Raw genomic sequence first — 18,333 nt, 5'->3', positions numbered from 1 at the left:
TCTCTTATTGATCTGAATCTTCTTTCACTAAGTTGATGATTTGGTTGAATGCTTGTTCTGATTCTTCCTTCACATCTTTGATTCGTTTATAGTAATTTTGGTATTCTTGTTCGGCACGTTCTAGGCGTTTTAAGACGCCAGCTTTTCTCTTCGTTTCTTCATTGATAAGTTGCGCACGCTGATTCGCCTGATTAACAATTTCTTTTGCTTGTCTTTTCGCCTCTAGTAACACTTCACCAATGTCTTCTTTTGATAATTGTTGATCGACATCGATCGTCTTTTGAGCTAGTTGGCGTTTTGTACGTTCTAACTCTTGTCGAACTTTCGCTAACTCTTCATAAGCACCTGTGTCTGTTGGTGTATCTGATGCCATGATCACAATTCGATCCTCAGTAAGTTTATCAATTTCTTCTTGTTTAGCTAATAGCTCTTGTTCGTATTGTCTGATCTTATTTGCAAAGCGCTCTGCTTTTTTGCGGTTTAAATCAGTTTCATCGATTTGACGATTACTTTCACGCAACAGGCTGTTATATTTACTTCTGACTTGTTCTAGTTCAGCCATCCGTGCATCATAATCTTTTGGTACAGCCTGTACCATTGACAATTCATTTTCTAATGATTCATTAGTTTGACGTGCTGATTCTACTTCATTTTGTAGTTGAGTGATCTCTCGCTTATTTTTGCGCAATTCTGCTTTTAGCTCTCGAAGTTCTCCTTGAAGTTGATTATTTTCTTCTTGAAGTTCTTCTAACTCATCATCATCAATGACTTCGTCGACTGGCGGTCTCTTTTTCTTTGGTTTTGGCTTTCTAGATGGCGCTGGAGCAGGCTTTTTCTTTTTGCGTGAGAATAGTGAACGGGCTTCTTCTTCATCATCGTCATATTCATCATCGTCGTCATCATCGTCGTAGTCTTCGTCGTCATCATAATCTTCATCATCATCATCGTCGTAGTCTTCGTCGTCGTCATCATAATCTTCGTCATCGTCGTCGTAGTCTTCGTCGTCATCATAGTCATCATCATCATAGTCTTCGTCGTCATCATAATCTTCATCATCATAATCTTCGTCGTCATATTCATCGTAATCTTCGTATTTTTTTCTTTTTTTACCTTTGCCAAAAATTTTTAGCATATGCTCACTTCCTTCTATAAAAATCGGGCTATCTCTTTTTTGATTATTGTTAGCGCTCTAACTCTAAATACTAAGTAAAATATGTGAATTGTCTTATATGTAACTATAGTGACAAGTGCAGTAACTTTTTTATTCTAAAAAATAATCGACTTCACTTTCTAAATGTGTTTTCCAGCAGATGAACAGCAACTCATTCAACTTTTAGTTTGTTTGATAAAAAACAATGCACAAAAAGACCTCAAAAAACATGCCTACCTCTTTCTATTTTATCAGATAAAGCTTAAACAAACAAACTGAATTAGCGGTTTATTTTCATTTTTGGGAAACTTAAATCACATTCATCTGTATTTCTCAAACATATTTATTTACAACTTATCAAATACATGTTTTTTATCATTATATGCGGAAAAAATCTTTTATTTTTTTGATTTATATACCATAATCAATGAATTAAAAAAAGCTATTATCCATCCCTTTCTCTACTCTTTTCACAAAAAAATAAACCCACTCTTTTCCTCTTCCAAAACATGAGCGAAACAATATTTACATGAGATATATCTATCTGTTATTCTGTGATTAAACACTAAAAAAAGAAGTGATTTCTAATAAAACAAGAAATCACTTTTCTTAAAAATACTATTTTTCTATTTTATAAATTATTATTATTCAAAAAAATCGAATTTCCGACTGGTTATTCTTTGTTATTATTTCAATAAAAAAATAACGAACACTTGTAATTATTTTTTCGAGCATTCATCATTTTTTCACATAAAATCCTCAAATTTTTCGCATTTTATGAAATGCCCTTCTAACTTAACTATACTATGAAGTCGTTCAATATTCAATTCACCTTAGCTGAGTTAGAAACTTAGTCAGCTTTTACGTATAAGCTGCGTGAATCGAAATAGCTTTTTTCAATCAAATTAGACTTTGACCGTTTGTCGCAATGACTTCTTTATACCAATCAAAACTTTTCTTTTTGTATCGCTCCAAAGTACCTGTTCCGTCATCGTGTCGATCTACATAAATAAATCCATAGCGTTTTTTTAATTCAGCGGTTGTAAAGCTGACTAAATCAATACAGCCCCATGAGGTATAGCCCATGATCTCAACGCCATCTTCAATTGCTTCTGCGACTTGAACCAAGTGGTCATTCAAATAATCGATACGATAATCATCGATCACAGTTTTAGTGCCATCTTTGAGTTCTATCAATTCATCGACTGCGCCAAAGCCATTTTCAACAATAAATACAGGTTTTTGATAGCGATCATATAAGATATTCAGATAATATCTTAACCCCTCTGGATCGATTTGCCAGCCCCATTCACTCTCTTTCAAATAAGGATTAGGTACTCCACCTAAGATGTTTCCTTCTCCTGTTTCAAGCGATGGATCAGAAGATTCACAAGTACTCATATAATAACTAAAGGATATGAAATCCACCGTTTCCAACAAATCCTGCTGATCTTGGCTTGTGACATCAAGGCAAATATCATTTTCCTTGAAAAACCGCTTAGCGTACGCTGGGTAAGTACCTCTTACTTGGATGTCAGAAAAAAAGAAGTTTTCCCTTTCTGTCTGCAAGGACGCTAGTACATCAGCAGGTGCTGGTGTTAGCGGATAAACCGGCATACCTAAAATCATACAACCAATTTGAGCATCAGGCAGTATCTCATGACAAGCTTTTACTGCTCTAGCACTTGCTACTAATTCATGATGAATTGCTTGATACAAGTCTTGATTTGTGAGTTTTTCTTTTGGCATATAAATGCCTCCACTTAAAAAAGGAGCATGTGTAATAGAGTTGATTTCATTAAATGTCAACCAATACTTTACCTTTCCTTGATAACGTGTAAAAACAGTTCTGGCATAGTGCTCAAAAAAACCAATCATTTTACGATTACGCCAACCATCGTAGGTTTTCGATAAATGAAGCGGCGTTTCATAATGTGACAATGTAACTAACGGCTCCATTCCATATTTATGACATTCATCAAAGACTTTATCATAAAATTCCAGCCCTTTTTCATTCGGTACCTGTTCATCGCCTTGTGGAAAAATTCTTGACCAAGCAATCGATAATCGGAAAACTTTAAATCCCATCTCAGCAAATAGCTTAATATCTTCTTTATAGCGATGGTAAAAATCGATACCAACTAATTTCATATTATCTAGAGTTGGTTCGCTTGTTGGTAGACCTTTCCAGCCGTTTGGCGCAACATCTTCTACGCTTAGTCCCTTTCCATCTTCCTTATAAGCGCCTTCACATTGATTAGCGGCAATAGCACCACCCCACAAAAAATCTTTTGGAAATTTAGACATGATCGCTCCTCCTGTATTCATTTTTACACAACATATAAAATAGTTTCTTGGCTCTTTGTTTCAGTTATTTCTTTTGCAACAATATCAATAAATGAATCGGTGTTCGTAACAACAATCGGTGTTGTTATATCATAGCCAGCCTCTTTTACCTTGGCAAAATCGACCGATAGAATTTTTTGCCCTTTTTTCACTTTGTCTCCTGTTTCAACAAAAGTCGTAAAATATTTCCCTGCTAACTCTACAGTATCAATTCCTACATGAATCAATACTTCGATCCCATTTTCACTCGTTAAACCAATGGCATGTTTTGTAGGAAACAGTGCTGTTACCTCACCATCAAATGGTGCTGTTATTGTATCTTCTTCCGGAATGATCGCAAGGCCTTCACCCATCATTTTCCCTGAGAACGCTGAATCATTTACTTGCTCTAAAGGGATCACTTGCCCTTTTATCGGTGCATAGATTTTTTTTGGATTGTTACTGCCTGTTTCTACAGCTTCTGAAATCTCAATCGCTTGCTCTGCATCCTTTTTTTCTACTTCATCAATCCCAAAGATCCATGTCAATACGAACGTTAACACCATCGAAATTCCTGCAACCACAATCGCATTGATGATATTTCCGTTACCTTGTCCACCAATAAATTGAGGTAAAGCAACCAGTGATGGCACAGCAAATGCATAAGATTCTAATCCTGTAATGCCCATATACACTCCGCAGACTGCTCCTGAAATCATTGCGGCATATAATGGTTTTTTATACTTTAATGTCACTCCGTATAAGGCAGGCTCAGTCACTCCGGCTAATAATGCTGAGATTCCGGAAGCTGCAGCCACTTGTTTTAAATTTTTATCTTTAGTTTTCGCAGAAACAGCTAAGGCTGCGGCGCCTTGTGCTAAATTTGCTGCCAACATTGCTGGAAGAATCAAAATATCAGGTGTTGCTGGTGAAGCAATTAAAAAGATCGGTGCAAAAGCCCAATGCATACCAGTCATTACGATCAATGGCATAAAGGCCGCCATTAAACCTAAAGCTAACCAGCCAGCTTTTCCTTGGATCCAAATAATAGCAGATGATAACAATTGCCCTGCAAATGTTCCTAATGGTCCGACTACAACTAAAGCTAAAAGTCCTGAAATCAATAAAATAAGTAATGGTTTTGTGAAGCTTTTGATTACATTAGGAATAATTTTGTCAAAGAAGCTCTCAATATATTTCATTAGCCAAACCATGATTAAAATGGGAATCACAGAAGAACCATATGATGCAAGCGTTACTGGCAAACCTAGAAAATGGATCGGCTCACCAAGATTGACCATCTCAACAAAATTCGGGTGTAGCATGATTCCGCCCACAGTGACTGCTAGCATGGGTGTCACATTGAACTTTTGTGCTGCTGTAAAAGCCAGCATGATCGGCATAAAGTAAAATGGTGCATCACCAAAGAATGAAAGAATCGCAAATGTCTGACTGCTGTCATTTAAAATTCCCATTAATGGTAGTAAAATCAATAATACTTTGATCATTCCGCCACCTAGCATTGCAGGAATCAATGGCGACATGCAGCCTGAAATCACATCAACAAAGGCTTCAAATAAATTCTTTTTTTCTCCAACGCTTTCAGTTGATGCTTGATTACTAAAATGGCCTATTTTTACCAGTTCTTTATAATAAGATGCCACATCATTGCCCATAATAACTTGGTATTGGCCACCTTTTCTCATTACTCCCATCACACCTGGTGCTTCTTTAACTAAGGTATCTTCTACCAAGCTTTCATTACGTAAAACAAAACGTAAGCGCGTCATACAATGAGTCACTGACTGCACATTTTGTTCACCGCCAACTAAATCAAGTATTTGTTTTGCTGAATCTTTATAGTTCATTTTTTTCTTCCTTTCTAACTAAAAAAGACCCAAAACAGCCCCTTTCTTTGGGTCCTGTTTTAGGTCATGCTCCTAATGGATAACAATCCTATTTGTTTATAAATTTTTCGTGATTCTTCTGATATGTGCAGTAAGATAAACTAACTCTGTCGAACTTAAGCAGTAATCAAACGCCTTTTGAACATACTCGCCTATCGTTAATGAACAGCGGTATTCTAGCTCATACTTTTTCTTGAGTGTATCAAGCAGTTCAGCATCTTCATCATCATAATGTTCTCCAACCAACAGCCTTTGGGCAAAAAATTTAACGTGAGTTATAAAGCGATAATAATCTAACGACGACTCATCAAATTCTGTGTTGTACTCCTTTTTTACGATATCCTCGATATTTTTAGTGATTTCTGCCATTTCATAGGCTAAATCAAAGCTTTTAGACTGTTCAGCATTAACAAAATGAATAGCAATAAATGCGGCTTCGTCGATAACAAACTCGACGTCTAGTTCTTTCCGAATGATTTCTATTGCCTTTTCCCCTACCACGTATTCGTCTGGATAAAACCGTTCGATATCCCATCTTAACGGATTTTTCAGGATGATGCCCTCTCGATAGCGCTCAACAGCTGAATGAATATGATCAGTCAGATTGACGTAAATGGTTTCACTTAAATTTTTTCCAAGCTTGATTTTACCGAAATTAATAATTTTTTCTGCTACTAAGATATGCTCCATCGGCACATCGATCAATAGCTCAGTAAATTTATTTTGTGTATCTTTATCTCTTAGTAAAAAGGTTTTTTCGACCAGTTCCAGATCTACGGTTTGACCTTTTTTCTGCCCAAACGCAATCCCTTTTCCCATTAAAAGAACTTCGACACCTTTACTGTTGCTAGAAATGACTGTATTGTTGTTTAGTACTCGTTTTATGATCATAATAAGTCCCCAATTACAAAAAAATCCCATTTACCCGTCGCTAAATAACGGTGCAAATAGGTCCTGCTCACTTTCGTGATAACATCCAGTTAATTAAAATTAATGAGCTGCGGCATGCTTACCCGAAGTAATAACATCCACTGCTTGTTGCTTAGCATAGCAAATATTGGAAGGGCTGTCAATACTAAAAAAGACAGCTACAAAAAGAACATGAATAAACCATGAAAAATACAGTTATACTACCAACTGCTTCATCACATCAAGCTACCTAAACAAACACCGATAGCAAGTACTGCCACCGGTGTTTGTTTAGGTAACTGCGCCTTATTCTTTTGAGGGAATCAATAATCGTAAGCCATTTAAAATAACTAATAAAGTACTTCCTTCATGTGCAATCACGCCAATCGTAATGTCCATTTTCCCAAGAATATTCAATGTGATCAATAAAACCACGATAAACATTGAAAAGATGATATTTTGCCAAACCACTCGATCTAGACGTTTAGAGACCTTGTGGGCATAGCTGAATTTGGTTAAATCATTTTGCATCAAGACCGCATCTGCCACGTCAATTGCAATATCCGTTCCATCACCCATTGCAACACCGATATCTGCCGTTACTAAAGCAGGCGCATCATTGACACCATCACCTAGCATTGCTACATTACCAAAACGAGCTTGTTGATCTTTGATGATCGCAGCCTTATTTTCTGGTAGAACATTTCCTACCACTTCATCAATGCCGATTTGACGTCCAACTGCTTGTCCAGTGAGTTCTGCATCTCCAGTGATCATGGTTGTATGAATTCCTTGTGATTTCAGATAACTGATCACCGGTTTAGCATTTTCATTTGGTACATCCATCATAGCGATCAAACCAATGACTTCATTATTTTTAGCAAAATAAACAACTGTTTTTCCTTCTTTTGCGTATTGCTCATTATGCGCATTGATTTGAGTATTAACTAGACTGAATATTTCCGGTTTACCAATTTGATACGTATCACCAAGATATTCTGTCACAAGCCCTTTCCCAATCTCATTTTCCACCGTTAAACTTAGTTCAGTTTCTGCTTTAAATTTGGCTAAAATGGCATTGGCTAACGGATGATTCGCTGTTTTTTCCATCGCAACAATTAAGTCGATACACTGTTGTTCTGTTAGCTGTGCTGTGTCACTTAAAAAATAAAAGTCCGTAACAGATGGTTTGCCTTTGGTCAATGTTCCAGTTTTATCAAAAGCAACAGATTTAATTGTTGCTAAATTGGCTAAGAAAGAACCGCCTTTGAATAAAACGCCTCGTTTAGCTAAATTTGAAATGCCTGATAAGGTTGCTGGAATGGCACTAGCCGCAAGGGCACAAGGAGATGCGGAGATTAAAAATACCATACCGCGATAAAAACTTTCGTTCCATGTCCAATTAAATACAAAGGGACCTGCTGCGATAAAAATCGGTACTAAAATCAAGACGATCGTAACATAATAAGGTTCTAATTTTTGGATCTTAGTAGCTGTTTTCGATAAGTTTGATTGTGACTGATTGACTAATTGGAGAATTTTAGCAAAGACTGTATCACTGCTGTCTTTTGTCACTTCCATAGTAAACGTACCATTACCATTGATCGTACTGCCAAACACTTCATCGCCAACTGTTTTTTCTCTAGGAATACTTTCACCATTGATCGACGACTCATCGATCGACGTACGCCCAGATAGAATGATTCCATCGGTAGCAATTTGGTCGCCATTCAATACTTGTAGTTTATCACCGATTTTTAGCGTCGCTACATCTACTGTCTTTACGCTGCCATCCGCTTGAATGAGACGAGCTTCTGTCGGATTCATTTTAAGAAGATTTGTGATTTCTCTTTTACTACGTCCTTCTGCATATTCTTCAAGAAAGTGAGCTGCTGCAAAAATGATGATCAGCAACGCGCCTTCTTCATAGTTTCCGATGATCGTTGCACCAAATGCGGCTAAGGTCATCAAAATGTGAACATTCGGTACAAACTTCTTTTGCTCTTTTGACTCGCTGATTGTATCAACGATACCTTCTAAAATAATATGATAGCCAGATAATAGCATTGCACTCACGAAAAGAATATTCTGTAAGAGTGACCCTTCATTGATAAAAAATGCAACGATAAAAATAACCAATCCTGTAAAAAATAAAACGACAGGTGATTTCCCGTGGCTATGGCTATGACTATGACTATGACTATGACTGCTATCATGATTATGATCGTGCTCGTGATTATGGCCTTTTTCGTTTGAACAACTATGATCATGTGTTTTTGTTGTATCCATTTTATATTTCCTCCTTTTGGGTATTTTCTGAAAAGATACATCTTATCTTTTCAAATGAATGACCGTTCATATATCATATACTCATAATACATGAACGTTCAATCATATGTCAAGCGAAAACTGATTTTTTGCAAAAAAATAGAACAAAGCGTAAAAGGCTTTGTTCTATGACTTTCTTTATTCTGTTTCTTTTACTTGAATATATTTAAAACTATATGGTGAGCCAAAACTATGTTTTACTACACCGCTAATATTTTGCTTTTGTAATAATGCTGTTTGTTGCTGATAAATCGGTGCAATTGCGTAATCTTCTGCTAATAATAAATGTTCTGCTTGTAATAGATCGGACCATCTTTTTTCTTCGTTTGCCGCATCTGTTTCAGTAGCTGCTTGGATCAATCGATCATAGGTGGGATTTTTATAATGAATGTGATTTAATCCAGATGTTGAAGCAAACATATCTAAAAACGTGATTGCATCTTTAAAATCAGGCATCCATTGCCCAAAAGCAATATCGTAATCACCAGATAAATATCGCTCTTGTAAGTTATTGCTTGGTAATGTAGTAATTTTAAACTTGATATCTGGTAATACTTCAGCGATTTGACTTGCCAAATATTCAGCTGTTTTTTTCTCTATATCGGTATCTTTGGCTAAATAGACTAAGCTGATTTCTTTTTTATTCAACTCTGTTTTTGCTTGTTCGTAAGCTTTTTGCGCCTCTGTTTTATCAAATTCTTGCTGAACACCATTTTCTTTGCGGAAGTCTTCTCCTGTTTTTGGATTTTGGACTAAATTTTGCGGAACGAAACCTGTCGCCGCAATAGAACCGTCTCCCAAGATATTTTCTACGAAAGTTTCACGGTCAATTGCCAGAGAAATCGCTTTGCGTAAGTGAGTATTTTCCAGTAGTTTACCTTGCCCTTGATTGAAACGAAGATACCCCATTTTTGTATCGTTTTGATTTTGAAAGTCAGGATCATTTTTATACTGCTTAGAAAATTCACCGTCTAAAACAACACGATCTAGCTCATCTGTTTGATATAAGTTGACAGCGGTACTGGTTGATTTTACAACAGTTGTTTGGATTTCATCCACTTTCACATTCTGCTTGTCCCAGTACTCTGGATTTTTGACGTACTGCCATGTATCAGAGTTTTGCTCCCAGCCCTTTAAGACAAATGGTCCATTATAAAGAGTCGTTTTAGCTGAGGTCCCATAATCACTCCCTTGCTTTTCGGCAAACGCTTGATTGATTGGAAAAAATGTTTCAAAGGTCAGTAAGGAAGTAAAGTAAGGAATTGGTTTGAGCAGATGGATCACTACTGTGTGTTCATCGGGGGCTTCTACTCCAAGTTGTTCCGGCTTCATTTTCCCTTGATAAATAGCATCTGCATTTTCTATAGAAGAAACAAATAAACTAGCATATGACGGCGCTGTTTCTGGCGTAACCGCTCGTCTCCAGGCATAGAGAAAGTCAGCTGCTGTGACCGTTTCTCCATTTGACCATTTTGCATCCTCTCTTAAAGAGATTGTATAGGTTCGTTTGTTTTCGCTTATTTCGGGTAATTCTTTAGCTACAGCTGGGATAGCTTCATCTTTTTCATTTAATTGATAGAGACCTTCCAACACTTGGTTTTGAGCATTAAAACTGGTAAAATCTTCTTCTTGCGTGGTATCAAGCGTCAGTAGTTCTGCTGGTTCAGTAAAATGAACGACTGCTTTTTTTGTCTCAGTGGTTGCCGATTTATTTGTTGCATTACAGCCAGTCAAAAACAATAGCAGCATCAGAGTACTGATAGTCAAACTTTTTTTCATTTTATGCCTCCCTGTGGTTAACAATTGAACGATTCTCTTCTGTTATGTTTGATCGGTTATAGAAAGATAACCTTTTCAATAACCGCTATCTCTGGATCCAATGACTGCATGACTGGACAATTTTTCCCTATCAGCTTCAGCGCCCGTTCAGCTTTCCCTTGATCTTCTTGCGAAACATGAATAGCAAACGTAATTAGAACACGACTTAACGGTTTTGCTTGTTTCTCTTCTGCTCTTTCATATGCGATCTCTACTTTATCAATAGTAAAATCGATATGGGAATTCGTCAGGATTTTTTCATAAACATAAGCACCACAAGCTCCGATCGATGCCACTAACATTTCAACTGGGGAAAAGCCAAGCTCTTTTTTTAATATCCAGTTACCACTTTGGTGGACCAATTCAAATCCCTTTTCACTTGAAATCAATTCCATTTTATTTACTCCTTTGCTTTTGTAGCGTTTTCTTTATGGTACCACGATAATGCAGCATACTGATAATAGTTTATTCACAGGTATGATAACTAAAAGCTATCAATGAAAAAAGAGGTTGGGTCAGAAGTGTTTAACCCCGAGAAATAAGAAGAGATTCACGAAAATTGCTCTTCAAATTTTTGTGAATCTCAGCTTATTTCCGAAGGGGTTGCTTCTGATCCCACCGTTTATTCGGATTTAGAGCCCGAAACAAAACTGATTTTTAGTTTTGTCCCGGACTCGCTTTCTATTATCACTCAAAATTCTTTAGCTAAGGAATTATCCTCTTCATTTCTATCTTGGATGATCGAATCAATATAGTCTTTCAAAAATTTACTATTCTCTGCAATAATACGGTAACCAGATTCTTTCTGGATTTTTTTGACTTCTTCATCTGTACTGTAATCATTACCAGAAAAAAAGCGAACGTTCATTTCCCCAACAAAATCAGCTGCTGTATCCATCTGTTTCTCATCAGTCATACCACTATCGATCAATTGAGCATATGCTAAGCGTTTGCCATCTTCAACGAAAACTTCTTTGAGGTATTCTTGGTAATTTCTGATCTGAGGCGTTGTGATGTTCTTTTCTTTAGCCCAACTTGCTACATCATTTTCTTTTCTTTGGTAATTGAATGAATTCCCCTTCAAGTTGACTACGCCATAGCCTTGCGGTGTGATAGAAAAAGACCCCGACACAATTTCAGTCAATTGTTCATCATTTACCGTCTCTGTCATAATATCTTGCGCATGAATATGCCCTGAAAACACTACTGGTACTTGATACTGCGCCAAAAGTTGCTTAACTGCCTTTGCATTATTAAGCACAAAGCCGCTAGACAATAATTTGTTGTGAGCATAAATGTTATGGTGCATAAAAACAAGCGTCTTTTTCTTTGCCTGTTTTCCCTCATCTAGCTGTTTTTCAACCCATTTCATGGTTTTCCTGCGAATCGTTCCTCCTGTGTTAGGTCTTGTTTTGGGCTGATTATCTTCTGGATAGATATTGGAATCAAGAAAAAGAAAATTATATTGTTCGTTCACAGCTACCAAATAACTTAATGAGTTTTTATCATACGTTGTTGCATTTTGATACCCATTATCAGCAAATATTTTTTTAAAGTCAGCAATTGAAATTGCTTCTGTTTGCTCTTGTTTATCCCCAACAAATTTTCTAGCCCAGCCATCGTTGATATCATGGTTCCCCGGGATCACAAAGGTTTTGATTCCTTTTTCGGTTAATCTTTTAAGTAATCCAGCTAGTTTTTCGGCGCTGGCTTTTTCTCCGTTTAATGTTAAATCCCCTGTGATGATCAACATATCTGGTTTTTCCTCTAGTGCTTTATCAATCAACGCCTGCCAACTTTCTTCTTGGTAATCTAGTTCTTTTCCAGCAGCTGTTTGTTTAATTTTTTTATAAGCAGTTCCCGAATCAGTTAAGCTTTTATCAATGTAATGAGGATCACTGATCACCCAAAACTCAAGTGCTTCTTTTTTAAATAAGGTTTCTTCTTTCTGCTCTTTATTCCGTCCAGAATAAATGACCGCAGCTAACACAATGAATATACTCAGTAAAGCCAAGCCAATCTTTTTTCTCATTTATTCGTTCCCCATTCTATAGCATTCCATTCTATTTTATGCTTTTTTACGCAAAAAAGCTCTCACTGTTTTTAATTTACTAAAATACAGTGAGAGAACTTTTTATACAATTGCTTATATTTCTGCTCCGTTTGTTTGGATCAAATGCTTGTACCAGTCAAAAGAATCTTTTTTGATCCGTTTCAATGAACCATTTCCCTGATTATCGCGATCCACATAAATGAACCCATAACGTTTGCGCATTTCACCAGTAGTAAATGAAATCGGATCGATACAGCCCCAAACCGTGTATCCTAAGACATCGACTCCATCTATCTCGATGGCCTTTTTCATTTCTTTGATATGCTGACTAAGAAAATCGATTCTTTCTATATCATGGATCTTATCTTCGACTAGAGTATCTGCATAACCAAATCCATTTTCTACAATAAAGATCGGACGTTCATAACGATTACTTAAAAGATTTAGATAATGACGTAAACCAGCGGGATCGATCGACCAGCCCCATTCCGTCATACTGACATAAGGATTTTCAACAAGTGAGCTATCGCCAAGTAAATCATCTTCCAAACGAACTGCTTCTGGTCGTGTTGAAATCGTATTACTTAAATAGTAGCTAATACCAATATAATCCACTGTGCCCGCTTTTAGTACCTGTAAATCTTCGTCAGTAATATCCAGTTCATAGCCATTTCTTTCCCATTCCTTGACTGCCCAACGCGGATAATTCCCTCTGACTTGAACATCTGTGAAAAACAATTGCTTTTCATCTTCTTGCTGGGCCGCAATAATATCATTGGGGTCACTCGTCAGCGGATAGTTGGGTGTTGCCGCCAGCATACAGCCGATTTGGAAATCTGGATTGATTTTTTTCCCTTCAGCTACTGTGCGTGCCCCCGCTACAAATTGATAATGTGCCGCTTGATACATCGTTTTTAATTTGTCTTCATCTGCTTGATAAAGAATCCCTGAATTAGTAAATGAATAAATTGGATTTTCTAAGATTCGTTGATTGTTGATTTCATTAAAGGTCATCCAATATTTCACTTTATTTTTATAACGTTCCATCACAGTTACAGCAAATTTAGTGAAAAAGCCGATCAGCTCACGACTACGCCAGCCACCATAGTGTTTAACCAAATGATAGGGCATTTCAAAGTGAGATAAAGTGATTACTGGCTCGATCCCATGCTTCAATAATTCATCAAATAAATCATCGTAAAAGGCAAGACCTGCTTCGTTTGGCTCTTGTTCATCACCATTAGGAAAAATTCTTGTCCAGGCAATACTAGTTCTTAGACATTTAAAACCCATTTCAGCAAATAACTGAATATCTTCCTGATAATGTCCGTAAAAATCGATGGCCTCATGGTTAGGATAAAATTTTCCTTCTATAATACCATCAGTAATTTCTCTAGCATGATCTTTTGAGCCTGCAGTCATCACATCCGCAATACTCACACCTTTTCCGCCTTGAGTAAAACCGCCTTCTACTTGATGAGCTGCTACTGCGCCGCCCCACAGAAAATCGTTTCTCATTGATTCGTCTCCTCCTCATTTGTACCAACAACAAATAATTTCGTTTCAGGTTTTACTGTCTCACTCGTGTTGACGATCGTCATTGTATCCATACTAGGTCCATCTGTCAAAATAACTGGTGATGTCATCGCATAGCCCTCTTGTTCGATTTTCTCACGATCAAAGACAAGCAACGTTTGACCACGTGTGATCGTGTCGCCCATTTCGACTTTTGCTTCAAAGTGTTCACCATTTAAATTCACTGTATTAATACCGATATGAATCAATAATTCACTGCCCCCATTTGATTTCAAACCAATTGCATGTTTTGATGGAAAAATTGCTACAACTGTTCCGTCAAATGGTGCAATAACTTTATTACCTGATGGAATGATCGCAACGCCTTTACCCGCAATTTCACTAGAAAAAACGTCATCATCAACTTCTTTTAACGGAATTACTGTCCCTTCAAGTGGTGCATACACAATTGTTTCCGTTGCGCCTACAGCACTGGCTGGCACTTCTGTAGTTTCTTCTTGAAAATCATCTTCACCTTGATCTGTTTCAGGTAAGAAATCAGTCATTTCATCTTCTTTGACACCGAAGAAATACGTCAATACTGCACCAGCAAGCAACGCTGAACCAACTCCGATGAAATAGCCAACTTTCGGTGTATAAACTGGAATAGAGAAAATATTATGGAATACATACGCATTCATGGTCACACCAGTCATGCCACAAATGGCACCACCAATTGCACCTGAAATCGCTACGATCGGTAATAAGCGTTTGTATCTTAAAATCAATCCATAAACAATCGGTTCCGTTACTCCTGCAAATAAACCAGTCAATGCCAAAGGTCCCGCTAAAGCTTTCATCTTAGAATGTTTTTTAGATTTTAAATAAAAGCCAATCGCAATCCCGATTTGAGCAAATACGGCTGCGACAGCCATTCCTTCGATCGGGTCACCACCCATAACAGTCAAGTTTTCAAGTGTGATTGGAGAAAAGCCCCAATGCAAGCCAAACATAACCATAAATGGCATGCCGCCGCCTAAGACTATTCCTGAAAGCAATGCACTTTTACCGATCAACCACATGACACCTTGTGATAATGCGTCTCCAATAACCGTTCCAAATGGACCAAAAAGTAAAGCAGTCAATGGAACCATGATCATCAAACTAAACATTGGTACGGCAAATAATTGAAGGTCTCTAAAAATAATTTTGCGTAAGAATTTATCTACGAATGAGTAAATAAAAATCGCTACAAAAATCGGGAAAATCGTGGTTGCATAATCAACAACATTTAAATTGATTCCTAGAAAATCAAGTTTCTCCTGACCGATCATACCAGTGAATGACGGTTCCAGCAATGCTGCCCCGATCACACCTCCGACATACATATTCCCACCGATTTTTTTCGTCAAGGTAATCCCTAAGAAGACAGGTAAGAAATAAAAAATCGCATTACTTGCCGCACTTAGAACCATATAAGTTGAACTAGTATCTGCTAATAATTTCATTTCAACTAAAATCGTCAAAACAGCTTTGATCATGCCTGAACCTGCCATTGCTGGGATCAGTGGTGAAAAGGCGCCAGAAATCACTTCAAATACATAATTGAAACTAAGTTTTTTCTCTGTTTTTGGTGCATCTTCGTTTAAGTCAGCTAACGATTGGATCGCCGCATAATAATCCGGTACTTTACTGCCAATTACTACTTGATATTGTCCACCGCTATTGACTACTGACATTACATAAGGTAGCTTTTCTAACGCTTTTTTATCCGCTTTTTTTGTATTCTTCAAACTAAATCTTAAACGTGTTGCACAGTGAACTAAGCTATTGATATTTGATTTACCACCGACCAGTTCGATGATTTTTTTACTTTCTTCTTCATAACGCATGATGATAATCCCTCTCTTTGATTCATTTTTTATTGATGATAAACGGTGGAAACAGAAGAAAAAAATGACCCAAGAAGAAACACTTATACACTAAGTGTTTTTCTTAGGTCACGCCTGCTTAACCAGTAACGATCCTATTGATTGCTTGATAAGCGATTTAAGTGAAGTGTTAAGTACATCAATTCATCATTTGAAATCGTCCAATCATATTGTTGTTCCAAAAATGTTTTGATTTTGACTGCACACTGATAATCTTGTTCATATTTGACAGCGATCAGATTGATCAAAGATGAATCCTCATTTGATGAAACTTCTTTGTCTAGCTGTCTTTTGACAAAGTAACGAATGTGAGTAATGAAACGAGTAAAATCATAGGACGTTTCATCGTATTCTCTTCCATAATGATACTTAATAATGTCAATAATACTTTGGATAATTTTCGTTGTCAGCATCGTTTCGTTCATATTGCTAGCAGAATTATAGGCATTTACAAAATGAAGGGTTATAAAAGCTGCTTCTTGATCTGGAATATCAATGCCTGTTTTCTCCCGCATCATTTGAACGGCTTTCAACGCAAATGCATATTCTTTTGTGTAGATTTGTTTGATGTCCCATTCTAGCGGTGAGCGCATTTGTAATCCTTCTGCAGCTCGATTTAAAACAAACCCGATATGATCGGATAATGTCAGCAAAATGGAGTCATCGATCGATTGTTCTAATTCTGCTTCGCCTAATTGAATAATATCACTGGCCAGTTCAATATCTTCAATATCGATTCGTGCAAGCAGATTATCTAAATTGTTAACGGAATTATTACCTTCAAGAACAAATCTTTTTTCAATCAGGGCTGAATCGATCACATCGCCTTCACGCTTGTTAAAGCCGACACCTTTGCCCATAATGATTTCTTCGATATTGTCATCATTTAAAACCAAAGAAACATTATTATTAAAAACTTTCAGTACTTTCATTGAAATTATCTCCTGTTCTTGACTTGAAAAACGAAAAAAGACCTGACCATATCAAACATCACCAAAAAAAGTAATGTGAGAGGTCACGCCTGCTTAACCAGTAACGATCCGTTGACCAAAGTATACAACGTCTGATTTCCTTTGTCAATAGTACGCTTACATTTTGACAACAAACACCCTTACACATTACCAAAACCCCTGGATTTACTGATTTTAAATTATACTTTATCTACTTCAAATGAATAAATTTGCGCGATTGAGTCGGCTAATTTTTTAAACTGAACAAACTTTCCTTCCCGAAGATACTCTTTTCCATTGACGAAAAAAAGTAGGGTCGGGGCTGAAAAAATCAAATATTCGGCTGAAATTGCTTTGACTTGATCTGCTTCCACTTCTCTTAGTTCAACTTTAGGATAATTTTTTAATAGCTCGACTAATTTAGGTCTAAGCGCATGACACACCGAACAATCTTCTTGCGAGACATACAAGAAAGCAAGATGATTTTCATTGATAAAGGTTATAACCTCTTGAATTGTTTGTAATTTTTTCATAAACTGATCACCCTTTTGTAGTTGGCTAAATCATAGCACCTTCTTATCAAGATTACGATTTTTTTGCCCAATGATTACTTAGCCACTTCAATCCATGCTTTATAATAATCTCTATAAAATCCGTCTTGCTCTTCTGCGGTCATGATATAGCGCCCAACCATCGTTCCAGTCCGATAGCCTTCTTGCTCCAATTTCTCCTTCATTACTTGGAAATTGTTTTCCAACGGATCATCTGACTTAATTGTAAGTAAAAATTGTTTATAAGCATATTTTGGCTGCTCGGGTTGTTGCCAAATCGTTTCTTCTTCCATAAATTCTTTCGTTGTTACTGCAAATCCGTAGATAATTTCATCTTCATGATCATTCTCGATATAGACAACTAAACTTGAAGGGTTATCAATGTAAGTTTGTAATTCATTTGGATCTTTTAAATCAATTGGAATAATTCGTTCTACATCTAACGGCTCGTCAATAAATTCTTTTTCTTTCAACTTGATCAAACTCAATAATTGGTCTTTTCTATGTTTGATCCCTTGCTGTTTTTTCTCAAGTTCAGTTAATTCTGCGGCCACTCGTGTTTCTGTTTCATCTAATATACTCCATAATTCCTCTGGTGATTTTCGATAAAGGTTCGTCATTTTATTGATGGGAATATCTAGCCTACGGTAAAAATCAATATCACTGATCGTCAAAATATCCTCCATATCGAACATCCGATAACCATTATGTCTATTTCTTGAGGATGTCAGTAGATTCATATCGTCCCAATAACGAATCTTAGACTTGGGTAATTTCATGATTTCAGCCACTTGCCCTACAGTTAATAACTTCTCTTTTTCCATCCTCTCACCTCTGATTTTAATTATAAACAAAAAACGTTGACATTCAAGTAACTTGAAGGTGTAGAATTCCCT

Annotated in this window: 13 protein-coding genes; all 13 read right to left on the bottom strand. The window is 36.8% G+C overall.

All coding sequences use genetic code 11. The features are described 5' to 3' along the window. Window positions 1-4: 4 nt before the first annotated feature. A complete protein-coding gene (locus V192_RS0109690) occupies window positions 5-1,132 on the bottom strand; it encodes a coiled-coil domain-containing protein (protein WP_025871207.1) in 1,128 nt (375 codons plus the stop codon). 918 nt (window positions 1,133-2,050) lie between these two features. Next, window positions 2,051-3,457 carry a glycoside hydrolase family 1 protein gene (locus tag V192_RS0109685; protein WP_029948207.1) on the bottom strand — a complete coding sequence of 469 codons (1,407 nt, stop codon included), beginning with the start codon at window positions 3,455-3,457 and terminating at the stop codon, window positions 2,051-2,053. Between the two features lie 23 nt (window positions 3,458-3,480). Next, entirely contained in the window at window positions 3,481-5,343 is a 1,863-nt protein-coding gene (locus tag V192_RS0109680; RefSeq protein WP_025871202.1) for a beta-glucoside-specific PTS transporter subunit IIABC, read from the bottom strand. Window positions 5,344-5,439: 96 nt separating this feature from the next. Continuing rightward, window positions 5,440-6,273, bottom strand: a complete 834-nt coding sequence (gene licT / locus V192_RS0109675) for a BglG family transcription antiterminator LicT (protein WP_025871200.1) — start codon at window positions 6,271-6,273, stop codon at window positions 5,440-5,442. 324 nt (window positions 6,274-6,597) lie between these two features. Further along, window positions 6,598-8,580: a heavy metal translocating P-type ATPase gene (locus V192_RS0109670; protein ID WP_025871198.1), complete on the bottom strand. Its 1,983-nt coding sequence runs from the start codon at window positions 8,578-8,580 to the stop codon at window positions 6,598-6,600. Window positions 8,581-8,757: 177 nt separating this feature from the next. After that, on the bottom strand, window positions 8,758-10,398 hold the full coding sequence (locus tag V192_RS0109665; protein WP_025871197.1) for a peptide ABC transporter substrate-binding protein: 1,641 nt from the start codon (window positions 10,396-10,398) through the stop codon (window positions 8,758-8,760). A gap of 56 nt (window positions 10,399-10,454) precedes the next feature. Continuing rightward, the gene (locus tag V192_RS0109660; protein ID WP_025871195.1) at window positions 10,455-10,832 is read right to left on the bottom strand and encodes an OsmC family protein; all 378 of its coding nucleotides are present in this window, start codon (window positions 10,830-10,832) and stop codon (window positions 10,455-10,457) included. Between the two features lie 296 nt (window positions 10,833-11,128). Next, window positions 11,129-12,469 (bottom strand): metallophosphoesterase, encoded by a 1,341-nt coding sequence (locus V192_RS0109655; RefSeq protein ID WP_025871193.1) that lies wholly within the window; start codon window positions 12,467-12,469, stop codon window positions 11,129-11,131. A 114-nt stretch (window positions 12,470-12,583) separates the two neighbouring features. Beyond that, window positions 12,584-14,008 (bottom strand): 6-phospho-beta-glucosidase, encoded by a 1,425-nt coding sequence (locus tag V192_RS0109650; RefSeq protein WP_025871191.1) that lies wholly within the window; start codon window positions 14,006-14,008, stop codon window positions 12,584-12,586. After that, window positions 14,005-15,897, bottom strand: coding sequence for a beta-glucoside-specific PTS transporter subunit IIABC (locus tag V192_RS0109645; protein WP_025871190.1), 1,893 nt, complete (start codon window positions 15,895-15,897; stop codon window positions 14,005-14,007). Before V192_RS0109645 ends, V192_RS0109650 begins: the two co-directional genes overlap by 4 nt. 134 nt (window positions 15,898-16,031) lie before the next feature. Continuing rightward, on the bottom strand, window positions 16,032-16,868 hold the full coding sequence (gene licT / locus V192_RS0109640; RefSeq protein WP_025871188.1) for a BglG family transcription antiterminator LicT: 837 nt from the start codon (window positions 16,866-16,868) through the stop codon (window positions 16,032-16,034). Window positions 16,869-17,086: 218 nt separating this feature from the next. Then, entirely contained in the window at window positions 17,087-17,419 is a 333-nt protein-coding gene (locus tag V192_RS0109635; RefSeq protein WP_025871186.1) for a thioredoxin family protein, read from the bottom strand. Window positions 17,420-17,493: 74 nt separating this feature from the next. Beyond that, complete coding sequence (locus V192_RS0109630; protein ID WP_025871184.1) at window positions 17,494-18,261, bottom strand: MerR family transcriptional regulator; 768 nt, start codon at window positions 18,259-18,261, stop codon at window positions 17,494-17,496. Window positions 18,262-18,333 lie beyond the last annotated feature (72 nt).

The organism is Enterococcus crotali, from assembly GCF_000633635.1.
In the GTDB taxonomy this organism is placed as follows: domain Bacteria; phylum Bacillota; class Bacilli; order Lactobacillales; family Enterococcaceae; genus Enterococcus_L; species Enterococcus_L crotali.
This window is presented reverse-complemented; position numbering and strand designations above follow the sequence as displayed.

What these genes read in the sequence shown, in the direction of transcription:
- V192_RS0109690 (WP_025871207.1), bottom strand. Translation starts at nt 1,132, where the DNA reads ATGCTAAAAATTTTTGGCAAAGGTAAAAAAAGAAAAAAATACGAAGAT.
- V192_RS0109685 (WP_029948207.1), bottom strand. Translation starts at nt 3,457, where the DNA reads ATGTCTAAATTTCCAAAAGATTTTTTGTGGGGTGGTGCTATTGCCGCT.
- V192_RS0109680 (WP_025871202.1), bottom strand. Translation starts at nt 5,343, where the DNA reads ATGAACTATAAAGATTCAGCAAAACAAATACTTGATTTAGTTGGCGGT.
- licT (WP_025871200.1), bottom strand. Translation starts at nt 6,273, where the DNA reads ATGATCATAAAACGAGTACTAAACAACAATACAGTCATTTCTAGCAAC.
- V192_RS0109670 (WP_025871198.1), bottom strand. Translation starts at nt 8,580, where the DNA reads ATGGATACAACAAAAACACATGATCATAGTTGTTCAAACGAAAAAGGC.
- V192_RS0109665 (WP_025871197.1), bottom strand. Translation starts at nt 10,398, where the DNA reads ATGAAAAAAAGTTTGACTATCAGTACTCTGATGCTGCTATTGTTTTTG.
- V192_RS0109660 (WP_025871195.1), bottom strand. Translation starts at nt 10,832, where the DNA reads ATGGAATTGATTTCAAGTGAAAAGGGATTTGAATTGGTCCACCAAAGT.
- V192_RS0109655 (WP_025871193.1), bottom strand. Translation starts at nt 12,469, where the DNA reads ATGAGAAAAAAGATTGGCTTGGCTTTACTGAGTATATTCATTGTGTTA.
- V192_RS0109650 (WP_025871191.1), bottom strand. Translation starts at nt 14,008, where the DNA reads ATGAGAAACGATTTTCTGTGGGGCGGCGCAGTAGCAGCTCATCAAGTA.
- V192_RS0109645 (WP_025871190.1), bottom strand. Translation starts at nt 15,897, where the DNA reads ATGCGTTATGAAGAAGAAAGTAAAAAAATCATCGAACTGGTCGGTGGT.
- licT (WP_025871188.1), bottom strand. Translation starts at nt 16,868, where the DNA reads ATGAAAGTACTGAAAGTTTTTAATAATAATGTTTCTTTGGTTTTAAAT.
- V192_RS0109635 (WP_025871186.1), bottom strand. Translation starts at nt 17,419, where the DNA reads ATGAAAAAATTACAAACAATTCAAGAGGTTATAACCTTTATCAATGAA.
- V192_RS0109630 (WP_025871184.1), bottom strand. Translation starts at nt 18,261, where the DNA reads ATGGAAAAAGAGAAGTTATTAACTGTAGGGCAAGTGGCTGAAATCATG.